Annotated in this window: 13 protein-coding genes; 3 read left to right on the forward strand and 10 right to left on the reverse strand. The window is 43.0% G+C overall.

The annotated features are described in order from the left end of the window. Positions 1-110: 110 nt before the first annotated feature. Entirely contained in the window at positions 111-596 is a 486-nt protein-coding gene (locus QN079_RS13800) for a MarR family winged helix-turn-helix transcriptional regulator (protein ID WP_010749984.1), read from the reverse strand. Positions 597-734: 138 nt separating this feature from the next. Here QN079_RS13800 and QN079_RS13805 point away from each other — a divergent pair, with 138 nt between their 5' ends. Continuing rightward, entirely contained in the window at positions 735-3,077 is a 2,343-nt protein-coding gene (locus QN079_RS13805) for an ABC transporter ATP-binding protein/permease (protein ID WP_289229959.1), read from the forward strand. Positions 3,078-3,234: 157 nt separating this feature from the next. Further along, positions 3,235-4,584: an Nramp family divalent metal transporter gene (locus QN079_RS13810; protein ID WP_034857503.1), complete on the forward strand. Its 1,350-nt coding sequence runs from the start codon at positions 3,235-3,237 to the stop codon at positions 4,582-4,584. A 41-nt stretch (positions 4,585-4,625) separates the two neighbouring features. On the opposite strand, the gene QN079_RS13815 is transcribed toward QN079_RS13810, so the two are convergent. The 9 genes from QN079_RS13815 to QN079_RS13855 all read right to left on the reverse strand — a co-directional run bounded on the left by QN079_RS13815 (position 4,626) and on the right by QN079_RS13855 (position 15,740). Continuing rightward, entirely contained in the window at positions 4,626-5,849 is a 1,224-nt protein-coding gene (locus QN079_RS13815) for a DUF1015 domain-containing protein (protein ID WP_289229960.1), read from the reverse strand. Further along, complete coding sequence (locus QN079_RS13820; protein ID WP_016609459.1) at positions 5,849-7,033, reverse strand: phosphoglycerate dehydrogenase; 1,185 nt, start codon at positions 7,031-7,033, stop codon at positions 5,849-5,851. Before QN079_RS13820 ends, QN079_RS13815 begins: the two co-directional genes overlap by 1 nt. Further along, positions 7,034-8,113, reverse strand: a complete 1,080-nt coding sequence (serC, locus tag QN079_RS13825; protein WP_288307935.1) for a 3-phosphoserine/phosphohydroxythreonine transaminase — start codon at positions 8,111-8,113, stop codon at positions 7,034-7,036. It lies immediately after the preceding gene. Between the two features lie 125 nt (positions 8,114-8,238). Then, positions 8,239-9,165 carry an alpha/beta fold hydrolase gene (locus tag QN079_RS13830; RefSeq protein WP_289229961.1) on the reverse strand — a complete coding sequence of 309 codons (927 nt, stop codon included), beginning with the start codon at positions 9,163-9,165 and terminating at the stop codon, positions 8,239-8,241. A gap of 205 nt (positions 9,166-9,370) precedes the next feature. Next, positions 9,371-10,777 (reverse strand): glycoside hydrolase family 43 protein, encoded by a 1,407-nt coding sequence (locus tag QN079_RS13835; protein WP_289229962.1) that lies wholly within the window; start codon positions 10,775-10,777, stop codon positions 9,371-9,373. 30 nt (positions 10,778-10,807) lie between these two features. Continuing rightward, a complete protein-coding gene (locus QN079_RS13840; protein ID WP_195961293.1) occupies positions 10,808-12,601 on the reverse strand; it encodes a glycoside hydrolase family 2 protein in 1,794 nt (597 codons plus the stop codon). An 18-nt stretch (positions 12,602-12,619) separates the two neighbouring features. Further along, on the reverse strand, positions 12,620-13,453 hold the full coding sequence (locus QN079_RS13845; RefSeq protein WP_289229963.1) for a carbohydrate ABC transporter permease: 834 nt from the start codon (positions 13,451-13,453) through the stop codon (positions 12,620-12,622). Between the two features lie 11 nt (positions 13,454-13,464). Next, positions 13,465-14,340, reverse strand: coding sequence for a carbohydrate ABC transporter permease (locus QN079_RS13850; RefSeq protein ID WP_016609464.1), 876 nt, complete (start codon positions 14,338-14,340; stop codon positions 13,465-13,467). 158 nt (positions 14,341-14,498) lie between these two features. After that, positions 14,499-15,740, reverse strand: coding sequence for an extracellular solute-binding protein (locus QN079_RS13855; protein ID WP_289229964.1), 1,242 nt, complete (start codon positions 15,738-15,740; stop codon positions 14,499-14,501). A 246-nt stretch (positions 15,741-15,986) separates the two neighbouring features. Here QN079_RS13855 and QN079_RS13860 point away from each other — a divergent pair, with 246 nt between their 5' ends. Further along, a complete protein-coding gene (locus QN079_RS13860) occupies positions 15,987-16,895 on the forward strand; it encodes an ArsR/SmtB family transcription factor (RefSeq protein ID WP_289229965.1) in 909 nt (302 codons plus the stop codon). Position 16,896 lies beyond the last annotated feature (1 nt).

Consider the following 16,896-nt stretch of genomic DNA (forward strand, 5'->3'; position numbering starts at 1 on the left):
GTCAAAACAAGAGAAAAACGCAATCGGTTGCTTTATCTAAAAAATCAATAATATAAGTTAATATGAAATTAATTCAGTAATTAAAAAGCAAACGATTGCTTTGCCCTTTTTTAATCAAACGGCGTATTTTTCTCACATTGATTGCCAGTCCGTAAAATGTCATATTTCCGCAAGATCCCCACTGCTTCCGTCAACGACTGACTCAACTGCTGGATATCTTCTGCAGCCATTTGAGCGGTTTTGGCATTCAAGCGGTCTTCCACTTGTTTTTTCTTTTGGACAAACAACTGCTTCCCAGCTTCTTCCAAATAAACATTGACGTTGCGGCGATTGACGCCGTTGGTTTTGCGGACCACAAAGCCAGCCTTTTCTAACCCCGAGATCGAACGACTGATTTGGACTTTTGACGTACCGATTTGCTGGGCCAACTCGGACATCGTGATTCCTTCATTACTAGAGATCACCACGAGTTCCAAGATTTCCATTTTGGTCAATTTTAAATCTTCCAGACCGATTTCTTCAAACAATATGTTTCCCATCAGCGAAAAGATCTCCGCAAATACCGCCATATTGAATGTTCCTAACGCTTTTTCCATACTCTCCCTCTTTTCTGTCTTTAGTTTAGTATAAATTATTTGTTTAAACAATGATAATCGTTGATTTTTGTTAACCATTATGATAGCGTGGTTACATAATGAAAATAATCGTGAAAACGGCAAGAGAAGAGTGACAGCATGTTAGAATTAAAAGATATCAAGAAGTATTATACGGTTGGCGCCAGTACTACAAAAGCCCTCGATGGTGTCTCCGTCGCCTTTCGTAAACAAGAGTTTGTTGCCATTTTAGGGCCAAGCGGCTCTGGGAAAACAACCATGTTGAACGTGATCGGCGGCTTAGATAATTACGATTCTGGTGATATGATCATCAACGGCAAATCAACGAAATCCTTTAAAGATCGTGACTGGGATGCGTATCGGAACAATTCGATCGGCTTTGTCTTCCAAAGCTACAATTTGATCAGTCATTTAGGCATCATCGACAACGTCGAGCTTGGGATGACCTTGAGCGGTGTGTCAAAAGAAGAAAAACGCGCAAAAGCAACCGATGCTTTGACGCGTGTGGGCTTAGCTGAGCATATGCACAAAAAACCAAATCAGCTTTCTGGTGGTCAAATGCAGCGGGTAGCGATCGCTCGTGCCTTAGCAAATGATCCTGATATCCTTCTTTGTGATGAACCAACAGGTGCCTTGGATTCAGAGACCAGTGTCCAAATCATGGAACTGATCCAAGAACTATCAAAAGAAAAATTGGTCATCATGGTTACCCATAATCCTGAATTGGCGCACAAATACGCTGGACGGATCATTGAGTTTAAAGACGGACGAATCATTAAAGATTCGAACCCTCATGTCGAAGGACAAAAGAAAGACCAATTCGAATTAAAGCACACAAAAATGAGTTTCATGACTGCCTTACGTTTGTCGTTTAACAATATCCGCACCAAAAAAGGGCGCACCTTCTTGACAGCCTTTGCTTCTAGTATCGGGATCATCGGAATCGCCATTGTTTTGTCACTGTCAACGGGATTCCAAAAACAAATCGACAATACCCAGTCAGAAACATTAGCTCGTTTTCCGATCACGATCTCGCAAGTAGCAACTGAACAAGATCCATCAGCCATGGGGACGCGGGAGAAATCGGAAGATTTTCCTTCAGATAAAGAGGTCACTGCCAAATTAAGTGATGCGGATCGTGCAACCCATATCAATAAAATCGATCAAGAGTTTCTCGATTACATCAACGATATTGATCCTGAATTAAGCAACAATATCGGCTACACTCGTTCCACTTCCTTGAACCTTTTCCGTAAGATCGATGATACTGTGGAACAAGTCAGCTTTTCCAATGCATCACCTGACAATGAACAGACCAATGCCATGATGTCTGCCATGAGTGCCTCCACTGGGATTGGGGTTTCGACTTTCCCCGAGCAGTTATCAGAGGATAACGGCAATTTCTTAAAAGACAACTACGACCTTTTAGAAGGCAGCTACCCAAGTGCCAGCACAGATGTCGTTTTGATCGTCGATGAAAACAACGTAACGAATGTCAATGCATTGATCAATCTCGGTTTTGACATTGAAGATGGCGACACGGTGTCCTTCGACGATATCGTGGGAACAAAAATCACATTGGCGTCTAATGATGCCTTTTACACCGAATTACCAACTGGAAACTTCATTCCAAATCAAGATTTAAATGACGTTTTCGATAACAGTAACAACAAAGAATTAACGATCAGCGGAATCTTACGTATCAAGCAAAACTCTACGATGAACTTGCTGTCAACTGGCATTGCCTACAGTGATGCCCTCGCGCAAGAAGTCATCAAAGAAAACCAAGACTCAGCGATCGTCCAAGCACAAAAAGACAGCGACGCCAACGTGATGACGAATGAACCCGTTGACGAAAGTGCTAAAGATTCATTGATCGCTTATCTTGGCGGCAGTGATTTACCAAACAGCATTATGATCTATCCGAATGATTTCAGTGCCAAAGAAAAAATTCTTGATTACTTGGATGACTTCAACAAAGGCAAAGACAAAGAAGACCAAATCGTTTATTCCGATTTAGCGGGTACGATGACTCAATTGACTGGTGGCTTGATGGATGCCATCACTTACGTCTTGATCGCTTTTGCAGGGATCTCCTTGGTAACTAGCATGATCATGATCGGTATCATCACTTATACCTCTGTACTTGAACGTACGAAAGAAATTGGGGTCTTAAAAGCATTAGGTGCTCGCAAGAAAGACATCACCCGCGTCTTTGATGCCGAAACCTGTATTTTAGGGATCGCTTCAGGAGCTTTAGGTGTCCTGATTGCTTGGTTAGCCACATTCCCGATCAACGCAATCTTATATAGTATGACTGATCTCGAAAATGTTGCTCAATTAAATCCGGTCCACGGCCTGATCTTGATTGCTGTCAGCACCGTCCTAACGATGATCGGCGGCCACATTCCAGCTCGAATGGCAGCGAAAAAAGATGCAGCGATCGCTTTACGCGCCGACTAATTTTTTAAGAAAACCCAACAGACAGCAGCCATTCCTTTGGTTGCTGTTTTTTTGTCCTTTCCTTCTGACGTCCAAAAGGTTTCTCTTGAAAAATTCATAAATGAGGAATACAATAGATTTGTTTTTAGGTACACCTAAAAAGATAGGACGTGAAACGATGAATGAAGAAAAAAAATTGATCCAAGCGGCCAACGGTCCTAGCTTGGAAGAAATAAATAATACAGTTGCCATTCCAAAAAACGGCAGCTTTTGGCGCAATCTCTTAGCGTTCTCTGGTCCTGGGGCATTGGTAGCCGTGGGCTATATGGACCCAGGAAACTGGATCACCTCAATCGGAGGCGGTGCTGAATATGGCTATCTCTTACTTTCTGTGATCTTGATTTCCAGTTTGATTGCTATGCTGCTGCAATACATGGCAGCCAAGCTAGGGATTGTGACCCAGATGGACCTTGCGCAAGCAACTCGTAAACACACCAGCAAAGGCTTAGGCTTTGTCTTGTGGATCGTCACCGAATTGGCTATCATGGCAACGGATATCGCGGAAGTGATCGGAGGAGCGATCGCTCTCAATCTACTATTCGGCTTACCTTTATTAGTTGGGGTCATCTTAACGATTTTCGATGTACTGCTTCTGCTCTTTTTAATGAAATTGGGTTTCCGAAAAATCGAAGCGATCGTCATGACACTGATTTTGGTCATTATGCTGGTCTTTTGTTACGAAGTCATTATTGCTCAACCAAATTTGCCTGCTGTCTTGCAAGGCTTTATTCCCCAAAAGCAAGTCTTGAACCATGGGCAGCTGACAATGGCGTTGGGGATCGTTGGTGCGACTGTGATGCCGCATAATCTCTATCTGCATTCTTCGATCTCCCAGTCACGAAAAATCGATCGCAGCGATACCCAAGAAGTGGCAACGGCCGTGCGGTTCGCTACTTGGGATTCCAATATCCAATTATCCGCTGCGTTTTTGGTCAATTGCCTGCTTTTGATCTTAGGAAGCGCCTTGTTCTTTGGTCATAGTGAAGAAGTCGGCACCTTCTCCGCGCTGTTCGATGCTTTGCAAGATTCCTCCATTGCTGGTGCTGTCGCTAGTCCAGTCTTGAGCGTTCTGTTTGCCGTGGCGCTCTTGGCATCTGGTCAAAATTCAACGATCACTGGGACACTGACGGGGCAAGTCGTGATGGAAGGATTTATCCATATGAAGATCCCTACTTGGGCGCGACGTCTGATCACCCGTGGCTTATCGGTGATCCCCGTCTTGCTTTGTACGATTTACTTTGGCGGCAACGAACAAGCCTTGGACGATCTGCTGATTTATTCGCAAGTCTTTTTAAGCATCGCCTTACCCGTTTCGATGATTCCGTTGGTTCTTTTTACCAGCTCAAAAAAAATCATGGGGGAACGCTTCAAGAATCCGCTATGGGTCTCTACCTTAGGCTGGATCTGTGCCATTGCACTGACGGTCTTGAATGTCCGCTTGATCATCGAAACACTCGGCAACTTCTAATAGAAAAAAAGCTTACGAGCTAGCCTCGTAAGCTTTTTTGGTTAATTCGTTTCTAAATCATGTAAAAACAGACCGCTCAACAGTTTTGGTTCAAACCAAGTTGATTTTGGCGGCATAATTTCTTCCGCATCGGCGACTGCCAAAAGATCGGTCATTTGCGTTGGATACATGGAAAAGGCCAATGTCCATTCTCCGCTATCTACCAAACGTTCCAATTCTTCTGGACCACGAATTCCGCCGACAAAATCAATGCGTTTGTCTGTCCGCACATCTTGGATCGCGAAAATATCAGCCAGCACGTATTGTTGTAAAAGCGACACATCCAGCTGTCCTACCGCATCTTGCGGCACAGCTTCCGGTTTGATGGTCAACTCCCACCACGCATGGTTTAGATACAGATGAATCGAACCACGTTGCGCTGGTTTCTTCCTTGTAGTTTCTCGAATCGTAAAATGCTGGGCTGCCTGCTCAAAAAAGTTTTCTGGCACTGGTACCCGCAAAACCCGATTGTATTCCCAAATCGCTAATTCATTTTCTGGGAATAAAATCGCTAAAAAGCGGTCGCTTTCTTGACTGCTCTGGCCATCGGCTCGCTTTTGCAAGCCGACTTTGACTGCTGACTCTGTGCGGTGATGCCCATCCGCAATATAAAGGGCATCTACAGCTTGAAACTGCTGGGCAAAAGAGGCGACTAGCGCTGGATCATCGATCAGCCAAACACGATGTTGCACCTCATGATAGCTGACAAAATCATAGATTGGCGCATGCTCTGCTTGCCACGCATCGATCGCTTCTTTGACTGCTGCTGGTTGGCGATAGCTCAAGAAAATCGGACTTGTATTGGCATCACATGCCAGAATATGATTGATCCGATCGATTTCTTTTTCTGGACGGGTAAACTCGTGTTTCTTGATTTTCCCAGCGACATAATCATCGATCGAGGTACAGGCGACAAGCCCCGTTTGGCTTCTACCAGCCATCGTCAATTCATACAAATAATATGCGGGCGCCGTTTCTTGAATCAACCAGCCTGATTCTTGAAAAGATGCAAGATTTTCTGCCGCTTTTTGATACACCTGTGGATCATAAGGATCGATTCCTGGCAAGTCGATCTCCGAACGGTCGATGTGGAAATAGCTGTAAGGATTGCCTTGCGCAAACGCTGCGGCTTCTTGTGAATTGACCACGTCATACGGCAGCTCGGCCACTTTTTCTGCCAATGAGGCTTCTGGACGAATGGCTTTAAACGGAAATACTTGAACCATTAATACCCAACCTCCTGATTCTTGATGACCCGTACACGAACGATATTTTCGTTCTCCCGTAATTTATCGGCTAATTGATTCAATAAGGCTTCATCTTCAGAAGCGACATCGGCTAGGGTGTAAGCAAAGTCTTCCCGTCCACGATTCAGCATATTGTCGATATTGATCCCAGATTCCGCAATGATCGATGAAATCTGACCTAACATATTCGGTACATTGCGATTGATGATCGTCAGACGATAAGGCGAATGAAAAGCCATCTCAACAGTTGGAAAATTCACTGAGCGCTTGATGGTTCCAAATTCCAAGAATTTTTTCAATGTTCGGGCTGCCATCTTGGCACAGTTGACTTCGGCTTCTTCTGTTGATGCACCTAAATGCGGCAAGACGAGGACTTTTTCATTGTGCAGCAATTGTTCATCCGCAAAATCAGTCGTATAGCCCGCTAAACGGTCGGCTTTTAACGCACGTAAAACGGCATCTGTATCGACGATTTCTTTACGAGAAAAGTTGAATAGCTTCGTTGTTGGTTTCATTTTCGCAAGTTCAGCTTCCCCGACGAGATGATGCGTGTTTTCCATTAGCGGCACATGAACCGTAATAAAATCACAGGTTGAAAAGACTTCCGCAATATCATTGGCACGCTTGACCCGACGAGAGATCGTCCAAGCAGTATCCACTGACACGTAAGGATCATAACCGACTACTTCCATCCCTAGACGATAAGCATCGTTGGCGACCATCGCTCCAATAGAACCAAGGCCGATGATTCCTAACTTTTTGCCTTCTAACTCTGTTCCAGCAAATTGACTTTTTTGCGCTTCTGCTTGTTCTTCCACATTATCGCCGCTCAAGGTTTGCACCCATTGGGCACCTCGTAAAATCGGACGGACACTTAAGAGCAGACTAGCGATCACTAATTCTTTGACCGCATTGGCATTGGCACCTGGCGTATTAAAGACGACGATCCCTTTTTCAGTACATGCTTTGACGGGAATGTTGTTGGTCCCAGCCCCTGCACGGGCAATACCTAAGACACTTTCAGGAAAAGCGTAATCGTGCAATTTCTGGCTGCGCAGCAAAATCCCTTGCGGTTGGTCGCTTTCGTTGATGGCATACTTTTCTTTCTCTAAACGCTGTAATCCTTCTGGTGCGATCGCATTGAATGTTTTGATTTGGAACATTTATTTGACCTCCGCTTCAAATGATTTCATAAAGTCGACTAACGCTTGAACGCCAGCTAATGGAAAGGCATTGTACAAGCTTGCTCGCATTCCTCCAACGGAACGATGCCCTTTCAAGTTCTCAAAGCCAGCTTTGACAGCTTCTTCATTGAAGCGCTGATCTAATGCTTTATCCCCTGTCACAAAAGGAATATTCGTTAGTGAACGGCTATCAACAGCCACAGGACTACTGTAAAGAGCAGAGGCTTCGATCGTTTCGTATAAAAGCGCCGCTTTTTGGCGGTCTTGTTCTAAAATGGCAGGAATGCCGCCTAATTCTTCCAACCATTCAAACACCAATTTAGCAATATAGATAGCATACGTTGGTGGTGTATTGTACAATGAGTCATTTTTAGCCTGTAGACGATAATCCAGCATTGGAGCGAAGACAGCATCATCATTGAGTAAATCTTCTCGGATGATCACTACCGTCAACCCTGCAGGACCAATATTCTTTTGAGCTCCAGCATAAATCACACCAAAGTCTTCTACGCGATAGTCATTGGCTAAAATATTTGAGGACATATCCGCTACGATCGGCACATTGCCAGCCTGCGGAATCGTTTGAAAGGCCGTCCCTTCAATGGTGTTGTTCGTGGTGATATGCAAATAAGCCGCCTCTTGATCGATCGCATCTTCTGAAATTTCTGGAATATAGGTAAAGTTTTGATCCTCACTAGAGGCAACAACTTCCACCGTCACGTTTCCAAGCGCTTTTGCTGCTTCAATAGCTTTTTTCGACCAAGAACCGGTATTTACGTATAAGGCTTTTTTGTTTTGTGCAAGATTTAAAGGGACCATACTGAATTGGAGACTCGCGCCGCCTTGTAAAAACAGTACCTGATAGTTTTCAGGAATCCCCATTAATTTTCGTAAAAGTGCTTCTGCATCTTTAATGATCGCTTCAAACAAGGAGGACCGATGACTCAGCTCCATAACGGACATCCCACTTCCGCGGTAATTCAAAAGTTCGGATTGTGCTTTCTCCAATACGGGACGGGGCAATACGGCAGGACCAGCTGAAAAGTTATAAACTGTCATACAAAAAATCTCTCCTTTATGTTAGATGTGAAAATCATTATAACAGATAGCCGAAAATGAAAAAAGCCTTAAAAGAGAAAATAATTTTGAATTTTCAGAAAAGACTACCAATTTCTTAACGTTCGTCATCTCGGCATTTTTTCAAACAGCCAGCGAGAAATTTCATTGTAAACGATCTCGCGGTTGCGCTCATTCAAAATCTCATGACGTCCCTGCTCAAGCAAATACATCGTCACGTCAGCATTTTGCTTCAGCTGATGAGCCAATTGGCGGACGCTTTTGCCATAGTGCCCCACAGGATCGTCTGCACCTGAAATCAAGAGCAGCGGCAATTCTGGGTCAATCCTGCGCAGTTGATCCGGATCACTGGCAGCTTGCGTCAATGTAAAGAGATCCTTGTAAGCCGCTAAGGAAAAATGAAATTGCGTGTAAGGGTCCTTCAAGTAGCGATCCACTTGTTGCGGATCACTGGTCAACCAATCCTTAGCGGTCCGATTGGGACGAAAACGCCGGTTGTGCTGGCCAAAAACCAGCTGTTCCATTACGTGATAAGGCCATTGCTGAGCGGCAAACGGGCGCAACAAGTTCGTGACAAGTTTGCCTCCTTGCATCAGCACGGCTTTTTCCATCGTGGTGCCCATGATGATCGCTCCTGACAATGGATGTGGCTGACTAAACAAATAATTCCGCAACACCAGCGACCCCATACTGTGCCCTAAGATAAAGTATGGTCGGTCTGGGTAGCAAGCAGCTGCGTACTGATGGACCACTCCCACATCTGCCACTAAATAGTTGGCGCCCTCTTTTTCACCAAAATGCCCATAGGCCTGTGTTTCTTTCACGGATTGCCCATGCCCTAAGTGATCATGGCCGACCACCGCATAGCCTTGCGCAGTCAAACATTCCGCAAACTCGTGGTAACGTTCAATGTGTTCGATCATTCCGTGAACGATTTGCACGACTGCTTTCGGCTGTTCTTCTGGCAGCCACGTTTTGACAAAAAGCTGATCCTTCCCATTTGATGAAGTCAGCTTTTCTTGATTCATCCTCATAGTTCGCACCTCTTTTGCTTTTTCATTTCCCTTCGCCAAATAAAACGGTCGTTTTCTTTATTATACATGGAATTTTAGGCTATGGCGGTAGGAGTTGGGAATTTTCAAGGATAAAAAAATCCTGCCACATTGTCTAAAGACAAAGTAGCAGGAGTCAAGCGATCATCACCCATCGCTTGGATTAAAAAAACTTCCTCATTATTCTTTATTGGAATTTGACGATTTCTAAACGATCAATACTTAGCGTGTCAACCCCAATCTCAGACGAAAGGGTGATTTCCTGCGATCCTTTCGGTAACTTCATGCGGACTTGTAGCGGTTGATAATATTCGGAAGGATAGACATCCACCACGTGACTTGCTTGTTTCGTTTCAATCTTGACCTGAATTGGGTCATTTAAGGAGAGATAATCAGTGGTTTTGACATAGGCAATCACCAGAAATTCATCTGATTCTTCAATCTGAGGGGTAAAGATAATTTTGTCAGTCGTTGATTCAAAGCCTTGGACGACTTTCTTAGAGAGTGCTGCCTCATCTTCGACAAGCGCTAAATCGCCTTCCAACAAAGCACGGCTAGCAGTTAATCGCAGTCGATTCGGCTCAGCTTTTGGCAACGCTTGAACATGCCACTCATCCAAAGGAGCTTCCAGTAGGACTTTATCCTCTTGATCCCAACCAAACTTTTGCAAGCGGATCGAACGGTCCCAGCCCGAATGATCCCACCGAGCAGCGTGATAAATCAACCAGTCTTCAGAACCATCTTTTGATTTGGCAAATCCATTATGACCAGGTCCATAGACAGTGTTTGTCTGTTGGAAAATCGGCTCTGGTTCCTTTTGCCAATTCGCTCTTTCTAGGGGATCATCAGCTACATCTAGGGTCATAAGACCAAGAGCGTAATCATTGTCCCAGCTTCCACTGGCAGAGTATACCAAATTGACTGTTTCGTCTTTGATAATCACTTGAGGGGCTTCATTGATCAATGGTGTTTGCCGCATTTCCCATTCATATTCTGGTTCTGAGATAAGCCGTTTCTCCCCAATCACTTCCGTAGGGGAGACCATTTCCGCTACATAAAGATTTTGCGCAACATTTTCATACCCTTCCCAGCCCGACCAAAGGAAATAGCGTTTGTCATTGATCTCTAAAACTGTTCCATCAATCGCAAATTTATCATCCATCCCTTTGATCTCTTCCAATTGCCACTCACCCATGTAAGGATCTTTTTGATGATTGACTAATGCGTACATACGATGCGTTTCTGAAGGACGATTAGCCGCGAAATACATCACCCAGCGATCATCTAAGTAATGAAGCTCGGGTGCCCAGATACTTTCAAATTCTGCTGGCATTTCCCAGACGACCTTTTTTTCACCAGCAGCAACGTGAGAGAGGTTTTCAGCACGCCAAAGCGTTAAATTATTCCCAGTCGTTTTGGTATAATAAAAGAACGCTTCCGTTTGCAAGATCCAAGGATCTGCCCCATCATTATCGATAATTGAAGTAAAATCGGACACTTCTTCCCCTGGATCAGTTCCAGTGCTACAACCGGTTATCATAAGCGCAGCAATCAAGATACTTACTCCACTGAGCCAAGCTGCTGATTTCCCCATCGGATACCGCCCCTTTCCTTACCAATCATTTTATTCTATCTGTGGTGGATGAAACTGCTCATTGATCTCTTTAATCGCTGCCAAATCAACTTTTGGTTGGCGGTCATAGGTCAGCAATCCATTGATTTCTTGTTCAACATCTGTCAACTGAGTGTAGCAATAGCCCCAGAGTCCGACAGAATCATAAACAGCTGTCATGATTCGCTGATAATCCTTCAAGAAATCTTGTTGATTTTCCACTGAGGTATAGCCCCAACCGGGTTGCCCCGAAACATCGAAGCCAATACCGCCAAACTCGGTCAATAAAATAGGCTGATCCTGATAAGAAAATCCTCCAGCGAAAATCGGCCATGGTGTCGATACTCGATTCACCAATTTTTCTCTCGTGCTGAGACTGTCTTTGAAGTATAGATATTTTTGCCGTTCAGATTCTTGCCCATGCGCATAATTATGAATCGCACAAATATCTGTCTCCGTCATCGCCCAACCATCATTTGAAATAACCAACCGTTGCTGGTCTAGCGAATGGATAAAGTGATACATCGCTTGAGAAAAATGCTGTTGCTGACGATCAAATGATATTTTTGGCACACCCCAGCTCTCGTTGATTGGTACCCAAGTAACGATCGAAGGATGACTATAGTCCCGATTAATGATCTCTGCCCACTCTTGCATCAAGCGCGTCACAGAACGATCGGTATAGATTGCCGGCGCTGCACACTCTCCCCAAACAAGAAATCCTAATTTATCTGCCCAGTATAAAAAGCGTGGGTCTTCTGTTTTTTGGTGTTTTCGGCAACCATTAAATCCCATTTCTTTGGCCAATAAGATGTCTTGTTTGAAGTCCTCATCTGTTGGTGCAGTTAACAAGCCGCTCGGCCAATAGCCTTGATCGAGAACCAACTTCTGGTAGTAAGGCTTGTTATTTAAGTAAATCATACCGTTTTCTGTATGTATTTTACGCATACCAAAATAACTTTTCAGCTGATCGATGGCATTCCCTGCTTCTCTAAGCGTCAATTCAACATCAAATAATTGCGGCTTTTCAGGTGTCCAAGACCAGCCTTCGTGGTGAAAATTCGTCCGAAAAATTTCTTGCTGGAAAATATCAACTGCAAAACTCAACTCAGAAGTGATAAAGTCTGCCTTTCCGCTGGTAACTAAAGCATCTTTAAAATAGATTTGATATTCTAAGACTACTTGCGGCTGTAACTGGTTCAGTTCTACATCGATCTTCACGGCGCCAGCATCAAAATCACTCGTAAATTTCACCTGTTGCAGATGGGTTTCAGCAACTACTTCAAGCCAGACTGGCTGCCAGATCCCTGTTGAGTTTGTGTACCAGATTCCTGCTGATTCTTCTTCCCAAAATTGTTTCCCCCGTGGAATGCTTTCATCAAAATGCGGGTCAAATGCTCGCACACTTAGTATTTGCTCTTGTCCAGATACTAGAGCATCCGTGATGTCTACAGCAAACGAGGTATGCCCTCCGCAATGATTTTTCACATGATTTCCATTGACAAACACATCTGCTTCATAGTCCACCGCCCCAAAATGCAAAAGGACACGACTTTTTTCAGGGACTTGCACATCGAAGGTCCGATAATACCATACAACGTCGTGCACTTCTCGATGATCAATGCCGCTCAATGCACTTTGATAGACAAAGGGAACATTGATCTTGTACGGATAGTTTGCTTCGTTTGTGTACCACTTTTCTTTTAAACCAAGATTTTGGTCATCAAAGGCAAATTGCCATTCACCATTTAAACTTAACCAATTTTCTCTCTCAAATTGCGGTCTCGGGTATTCTTCTCTACTCATATTTCCTCCAAAAACAAATTATTTTATGCCACTTTGCAACGACATTGACGCCATAAAACTTTTTTGCGCCACCAAATACAATAAAAAGGTAGGGATCAAGGCCAAGATTGCTCCAGCAGTTCCAATTCCCGGATAGGTCATGTATTGCCCTTGCAGCAATTGCAGCCCCGGTGTAATCGGCAATTTATCAATATCGTTTATCACGATCGATGGCCACAAGAAGTCATTCCATGAGCCAGTAAAACTAAATAACACAACCACCGTCAATACAGGTTTGATCAACGGTAAAATGATATGATAAAAGATTTGAAACTCGTTGGCCCCATCGATCACAGCCGATTCATCCAATTCTTTAGGAATCCCTAAAATGAACTGCCGAACGAGAAAAATGTTATAAACACCTGCTGCTCCAGGGACGATGACTGCCAGAAATGTATTGGTCCAACCTAACGTATCAACGATTTTAAAATTCGGGATCAAATTGACCACCCCGGGAAACATCATCGTTCCTAACAATAGGGCAAAAATCAAATCTCTCCCCTTAAAGGTGAGTCGTGTATAGCCATAAGCCGCAAACGAGACGATCACCATAACTAACAACGTATGTGAAGTTGAAATAATCATTGAATTCACAAACCAACGGAACACAGGAGAAGAATCATTGCCTTGTAACAAGCCCAAAAAGTTAGCCAGCGACCAATCTTGCGGAATTAAACTGAACCCAACCTTTTGAATCTCTGCCTCCGATTTAAACGACGTAAAAATTGCCCATATCAAAGGAAAGATCCAAATCACACAGACGATCGCTAGCAAAATAAAGGCAATTCTTTTCCCTAGTTTGTTTTCTCGCATCTTCATCCCTCCTATCTTTCCATTTTTTTGATGACCATAAATTGCACAATCGAAACTGCCATGATTACAAAACCTAGTAGAATGGCCATCGCTGAAGAAATTCCTGCAACCGAGGTACTACTACCAAAGGCATTTTCTTGGATGTACATCATCAACACGCGAGTAGAATTGTTGGGTCCGCCTCCCGTCAGCATTAGTGGCTGACCATAAATATTAAACTGAGCGATGGTCGTCATGACCGTGGTAAAAACAAGCTGGTTGCGAATACTCGGCAAAGAAATACGGAAAAATTTCGTGATACTATTCGCACCATCTAATTCTGCTGCTTCTAACTGCTCTTTGGAGACGCCATTTAATGCAGCAACATAAATAATTAGATTCCCACCTAATGTCCACCAAATCGTCACGATCAAAATAGCGATCCATGCCCATGGTTGCGTGCCTACAAAATTGATGTCGATACCGAATACTTCTTTGATCGGTCCAAAAGATTTGCTCAAAAGGAACCCCCAAATAATCATGACGGCAGAGATTGCAAATAATGTTGGCAGGTAGAGAATCGATTGAAAAAAACGCATCATTTTTGGTTTAGCAGATAATGCAACCGCTAGCAACAAGGGAATTACAATACATAACGGAACGGAGATTGCCGCAAAAAACAGCGTATTTTTCATTCCATTAAAAAATTGCGTATGATACAACGAGTCTTGATCAAACAAAATCGTTTTAAAATTATCAAACCCGACAAAAATCGGTGTACTGAACAGATCCCATTCAGTAAAAGAAACATAGATCCCAATCACTGCAGGAACTAAAAAGAATAAAAGAAAAAGGAGCATATGCGGACCAATAAAAACGATTGGCCAGCCATTTAACCTTTTTTTCATCAATACCCATCCTTCCTTGTATTTCTAGTGCAGCTCTCAACAAGAAACGACTGTGACAGCCCTTTAAGCCTCCCCATCAGAATTCCTACCCTATCAAAAATGGACTGAATTCTTTTTATGGTCGCTCTTCCTTCTGCCACAGCCTCCACGTGAGAAGATTATTTCATCTTTTCTTCTACAACTTTTTGGATCTCACCAAAAGTCGTTTGAATATCTGCTTTTCCTGTGATCATGTCCCATGAACGATTATCATATTCACCAAAGATATACGATAAGCCATCAACTGCGTTAACAGAAATTGCCGCTTGTCCTTTTTCTGTCTTCAATAAGAAGGATTGTGGCATCTCAACATATTCTTCATTGTCTAGCATTGCTAAGGAAGTAGGATTTGCACCTGATTTGACCCACTCTAATTGGTTTGCTTGTAACCAAGTCAGAAAGTCGACCATGCCACTTTTCTTTTCATCGGAACGTTCCTCGTTCGTTTTGAACATCGCAAACTGATCGACGCCTGAACCCTGAATGATATGTTCCGCATTCCATTGAGGAGTAAATGTCTGACCCCAAGTGAAGTCACTGATTTCTTCCATATTACTTGGCATCCATGTTCCTTCTGGAAGAAAAATCAGCTGCTGGTTTGCAAAAAGTTTATTTGCATCTTCACCATCTGGGACCATGTAGCCGGCATCGTATAGATCCTTAAACTCTTGAACGGCATTGTAAGAAAACTCATTATCGATATTGATGTTTCCTTGTGCATCTTGCCATTCCCCACCCATTTGTTGGTAGAGATTCGAATAATTCTGCATGCCCCATGTATAGCCAAAACTATAGATACCATCTGCTTTTGCTTTTTCCCCAGCTTGTCTGATTTCTTCATACGTCACTACGCCATCATCCAACGCTCCTGGAACATATTTATCCACCAAATCTTGGTTGTAATACATCACCCACGAACCCATGGTTGCCGGAATCCCATATTGACTATCATCCACTACACCAGTGTCCCAAGCAGCTTCTACGTAGTTTTCCCGTGCCAATTCTGTCCCATCGATCATGTCATCCCAAGTTTCAAGCATGTCTTGGTGTTTATACGTAGGCAAAGCTTCTGAGGCGATCAAAGCCAAATCAGGGACACCTTTCCCCGATTTCCCCGCAGTCGTCAACTTTGAAGTAAAGGTGTCACCTTGCATGCTTACTAACTTCACTTTAAAGTCTGGGTCTGTTTCATTGTATTGATCAATCGTTTTTTTGATTTTTTCACCGTCCGGTCCTGTTGTCGAAGACCAAAGCAAAATTTCTGAATTATTACTTGAGCTACCACTTCCGCCACAAGCAGCTAACAACACTGTACATAATAAGCTTGTCCCTACTAAAACAATTGATTTACTTACTTTCATTTTTTACACTCCTTTTAATTTAACTAAAAAGTAAAATGACATCCAGTTATCAATAAACAAAATTGTTAGACTATCGTCGAATAATGTTTACACCGTAAAGTTACTATAAATATAAAGCGCTGTCAACATTATTTTAACAAGGGGTATCCAAAAAAATCATCATTTTACTATTTGGTAAATTCACAAGGTTATGTTATAATTAAACCATCTTTTCATTAAACATTTTAGTATAACGAGGTGATCGCTATGGAATTGGATCTAACGAACGCATCTTTACCGATCTACGAAGCACTGGCAAATGAAACTCGCTTAGCGATTTTAAGAGAATTAGGCGATAAGAAGAAAAGCATCAGTGAAATTGGACAAAAATTAGCAATCAGCAATGCTTTGATGACCAAACATATCCGTAAACTCGAAGAAGCTCAGTTGATCAAAACAGAAAAAGGATCGGGGCAAGACTGGAAGAAAAAATATTTATCTCTAAAAACTGATTTCATCAATATCAATTTCCCAGCAAAAGTGTTTCCAGAAATGAATCTAACCTCCCAATCCGTGAAAATTGGCCACTTCACCGATTTTAAAGCTGAGCCTTCTTGTGGAATGGCGACCAAAGACCGCTTGATTGGCGCCTTAGATGATCCAAAATCTTTTCTGGATCAAGAACGTGTTGATGCAAGTATCATCTGGCTAAATAACGGTTTTTTAGAATACAAAACCCCAAATCCTTTGAAAAATGGTGAAAAAATCGAATTACTAGAAATTAGTATGGAGATCGCTTCAGAGTTCCCAATTTCGAATAACTATTGGCCCAGCGATCTTTCCTTTTACTTAAACAATCACTGCATCGGTAGCTATACCGTACCAGGAAACTTTTCGGATGTCAGAGGTTCTCTGACTCCGCAATGGTGGATCGATGAGTTCAGTCAATATGGATTACTTAAGCATTTACGCATCAATCGCTATGATACTTCCCTCGATGGAGAAAAATTAACAGATCACAACCTGAATGAAATCGACTTAGACCACAGTGATTTTTTCACCTTCAAAATTGCTGCACCTGCAACTGCCGAAAATGCTGGTGGTTTGACCATCTTCGGCGATCGATGGGGAAATTATCCTCAAGATTTATTGTTCAATTTTTACGTATCGGAATAAC

The organism is Enterococcus sp. FZMF (assembly GCF_030263915.1).
Lineage (GTDB): Bacteria > Bacillota > Bacilli > Lactobacillales > Enterococcaceae > Enterococcus_D > Enterococcus_D casseliflavus.

What these genes read in the sequence shown, in the direction of transcription:
- QN079_RS13800 (WP_010749984.1), bottom strand. Translation starts at nt 596, where the DNA reads ATGGAAAAAGCGTTAGGAACATTCAATATGGCGGTATTTGCGGAGATC.
- QN079_RS13805 (WP_289229959.1), top strand. Translation starts at nt 735, where the DNA reads ATGTTAGAATTAAAAGATATCAAGAAGTATTATACGGTTGGCGCCAGT.
- QN079_RS13810 (WP_034857503.1), top strand. Translation starts at nt 3,235, where the DNA reads ATGAATGAAGAAAAAAAATTGATCCAAGCGGCCAACGGTCCTAGCTTG.
- QN079_RS13815 (WP_289229960.1), bottom strand. Translation starts at nt 5,849, where the DNA reads ATGGTTCAAGTATTTCCGTTTAAAGCCATTCGTCCAGAAGCCTCATTG.
- QN079_RS13820 (WP_016609459.1), bottom strand. Translation starts at nt 7,033, where the DNA reads ATGTTCCAAATCAAAACATTCAATGCGATCGCACCAGAAGGATTACAG.
- serC (WP_288307935.1), bottom strand. Translation starts at nt 8,113, where the DNA reads ATGACAGTTTATAACTTTTCAGCTGGTCCTGCCGTATTGCCCCGTCCC.
- QN079_RS13830 (WP_289229961.1), bottom strand. Translation starts at nt 9,165, where the DNA reads ATGAGGATGAATCAAGAAAAGCTGACTTCATCAAATGGGAAGGATCAG.
- QN079_RS13835 (WP_289229962.1), bottom strand. Translation starts at nt 10,777, where the DNA reads ATGGGGAAATCAGCAGCTTGGCTCAGTGGAGTAAGTATCTTGATTGCT.
- QN079_RS13840 (WP_195961293.1), bottom strand. Translation starts at nt 12,601, where the DNA reads ATGAGTAGAGAAGAATACCCGAGACCGCAATTTGAGAGAGAAAATTGG.
- QN079_RS13845 (WP_289229963.1), bottom strand. Translation starts at nt 13,453, where the DNA reads ATGCGAGAAAACAAACTAGGGAAAAGAATTGCCTTTATTTTGCTAGCG.
- QN079_RS13850 (WP_016609464.1), bottom strand. Translation starts at nt 14,340, where the DNA reads ATGAAAAAAAGGTTAAATGGCTGGCCAATCGTTTTTATTGGTCCGCAT.
- QN079_RS13855 (WP_289229964.1), bottom strand. Translation starts at nt 15,740, where the DNA reads ATGAAAGTAAGTAAATCAATTGTTTTAGTAGGGACAAGCTTATTATGT.
- QN079_RS13860 (WP_289229965.1), top strand. Translation starts at nt 15,987, where the DNA reads ATGGAATTGGATCTAACGAACGCATCTTTACCGATCTACGAAGCACTG.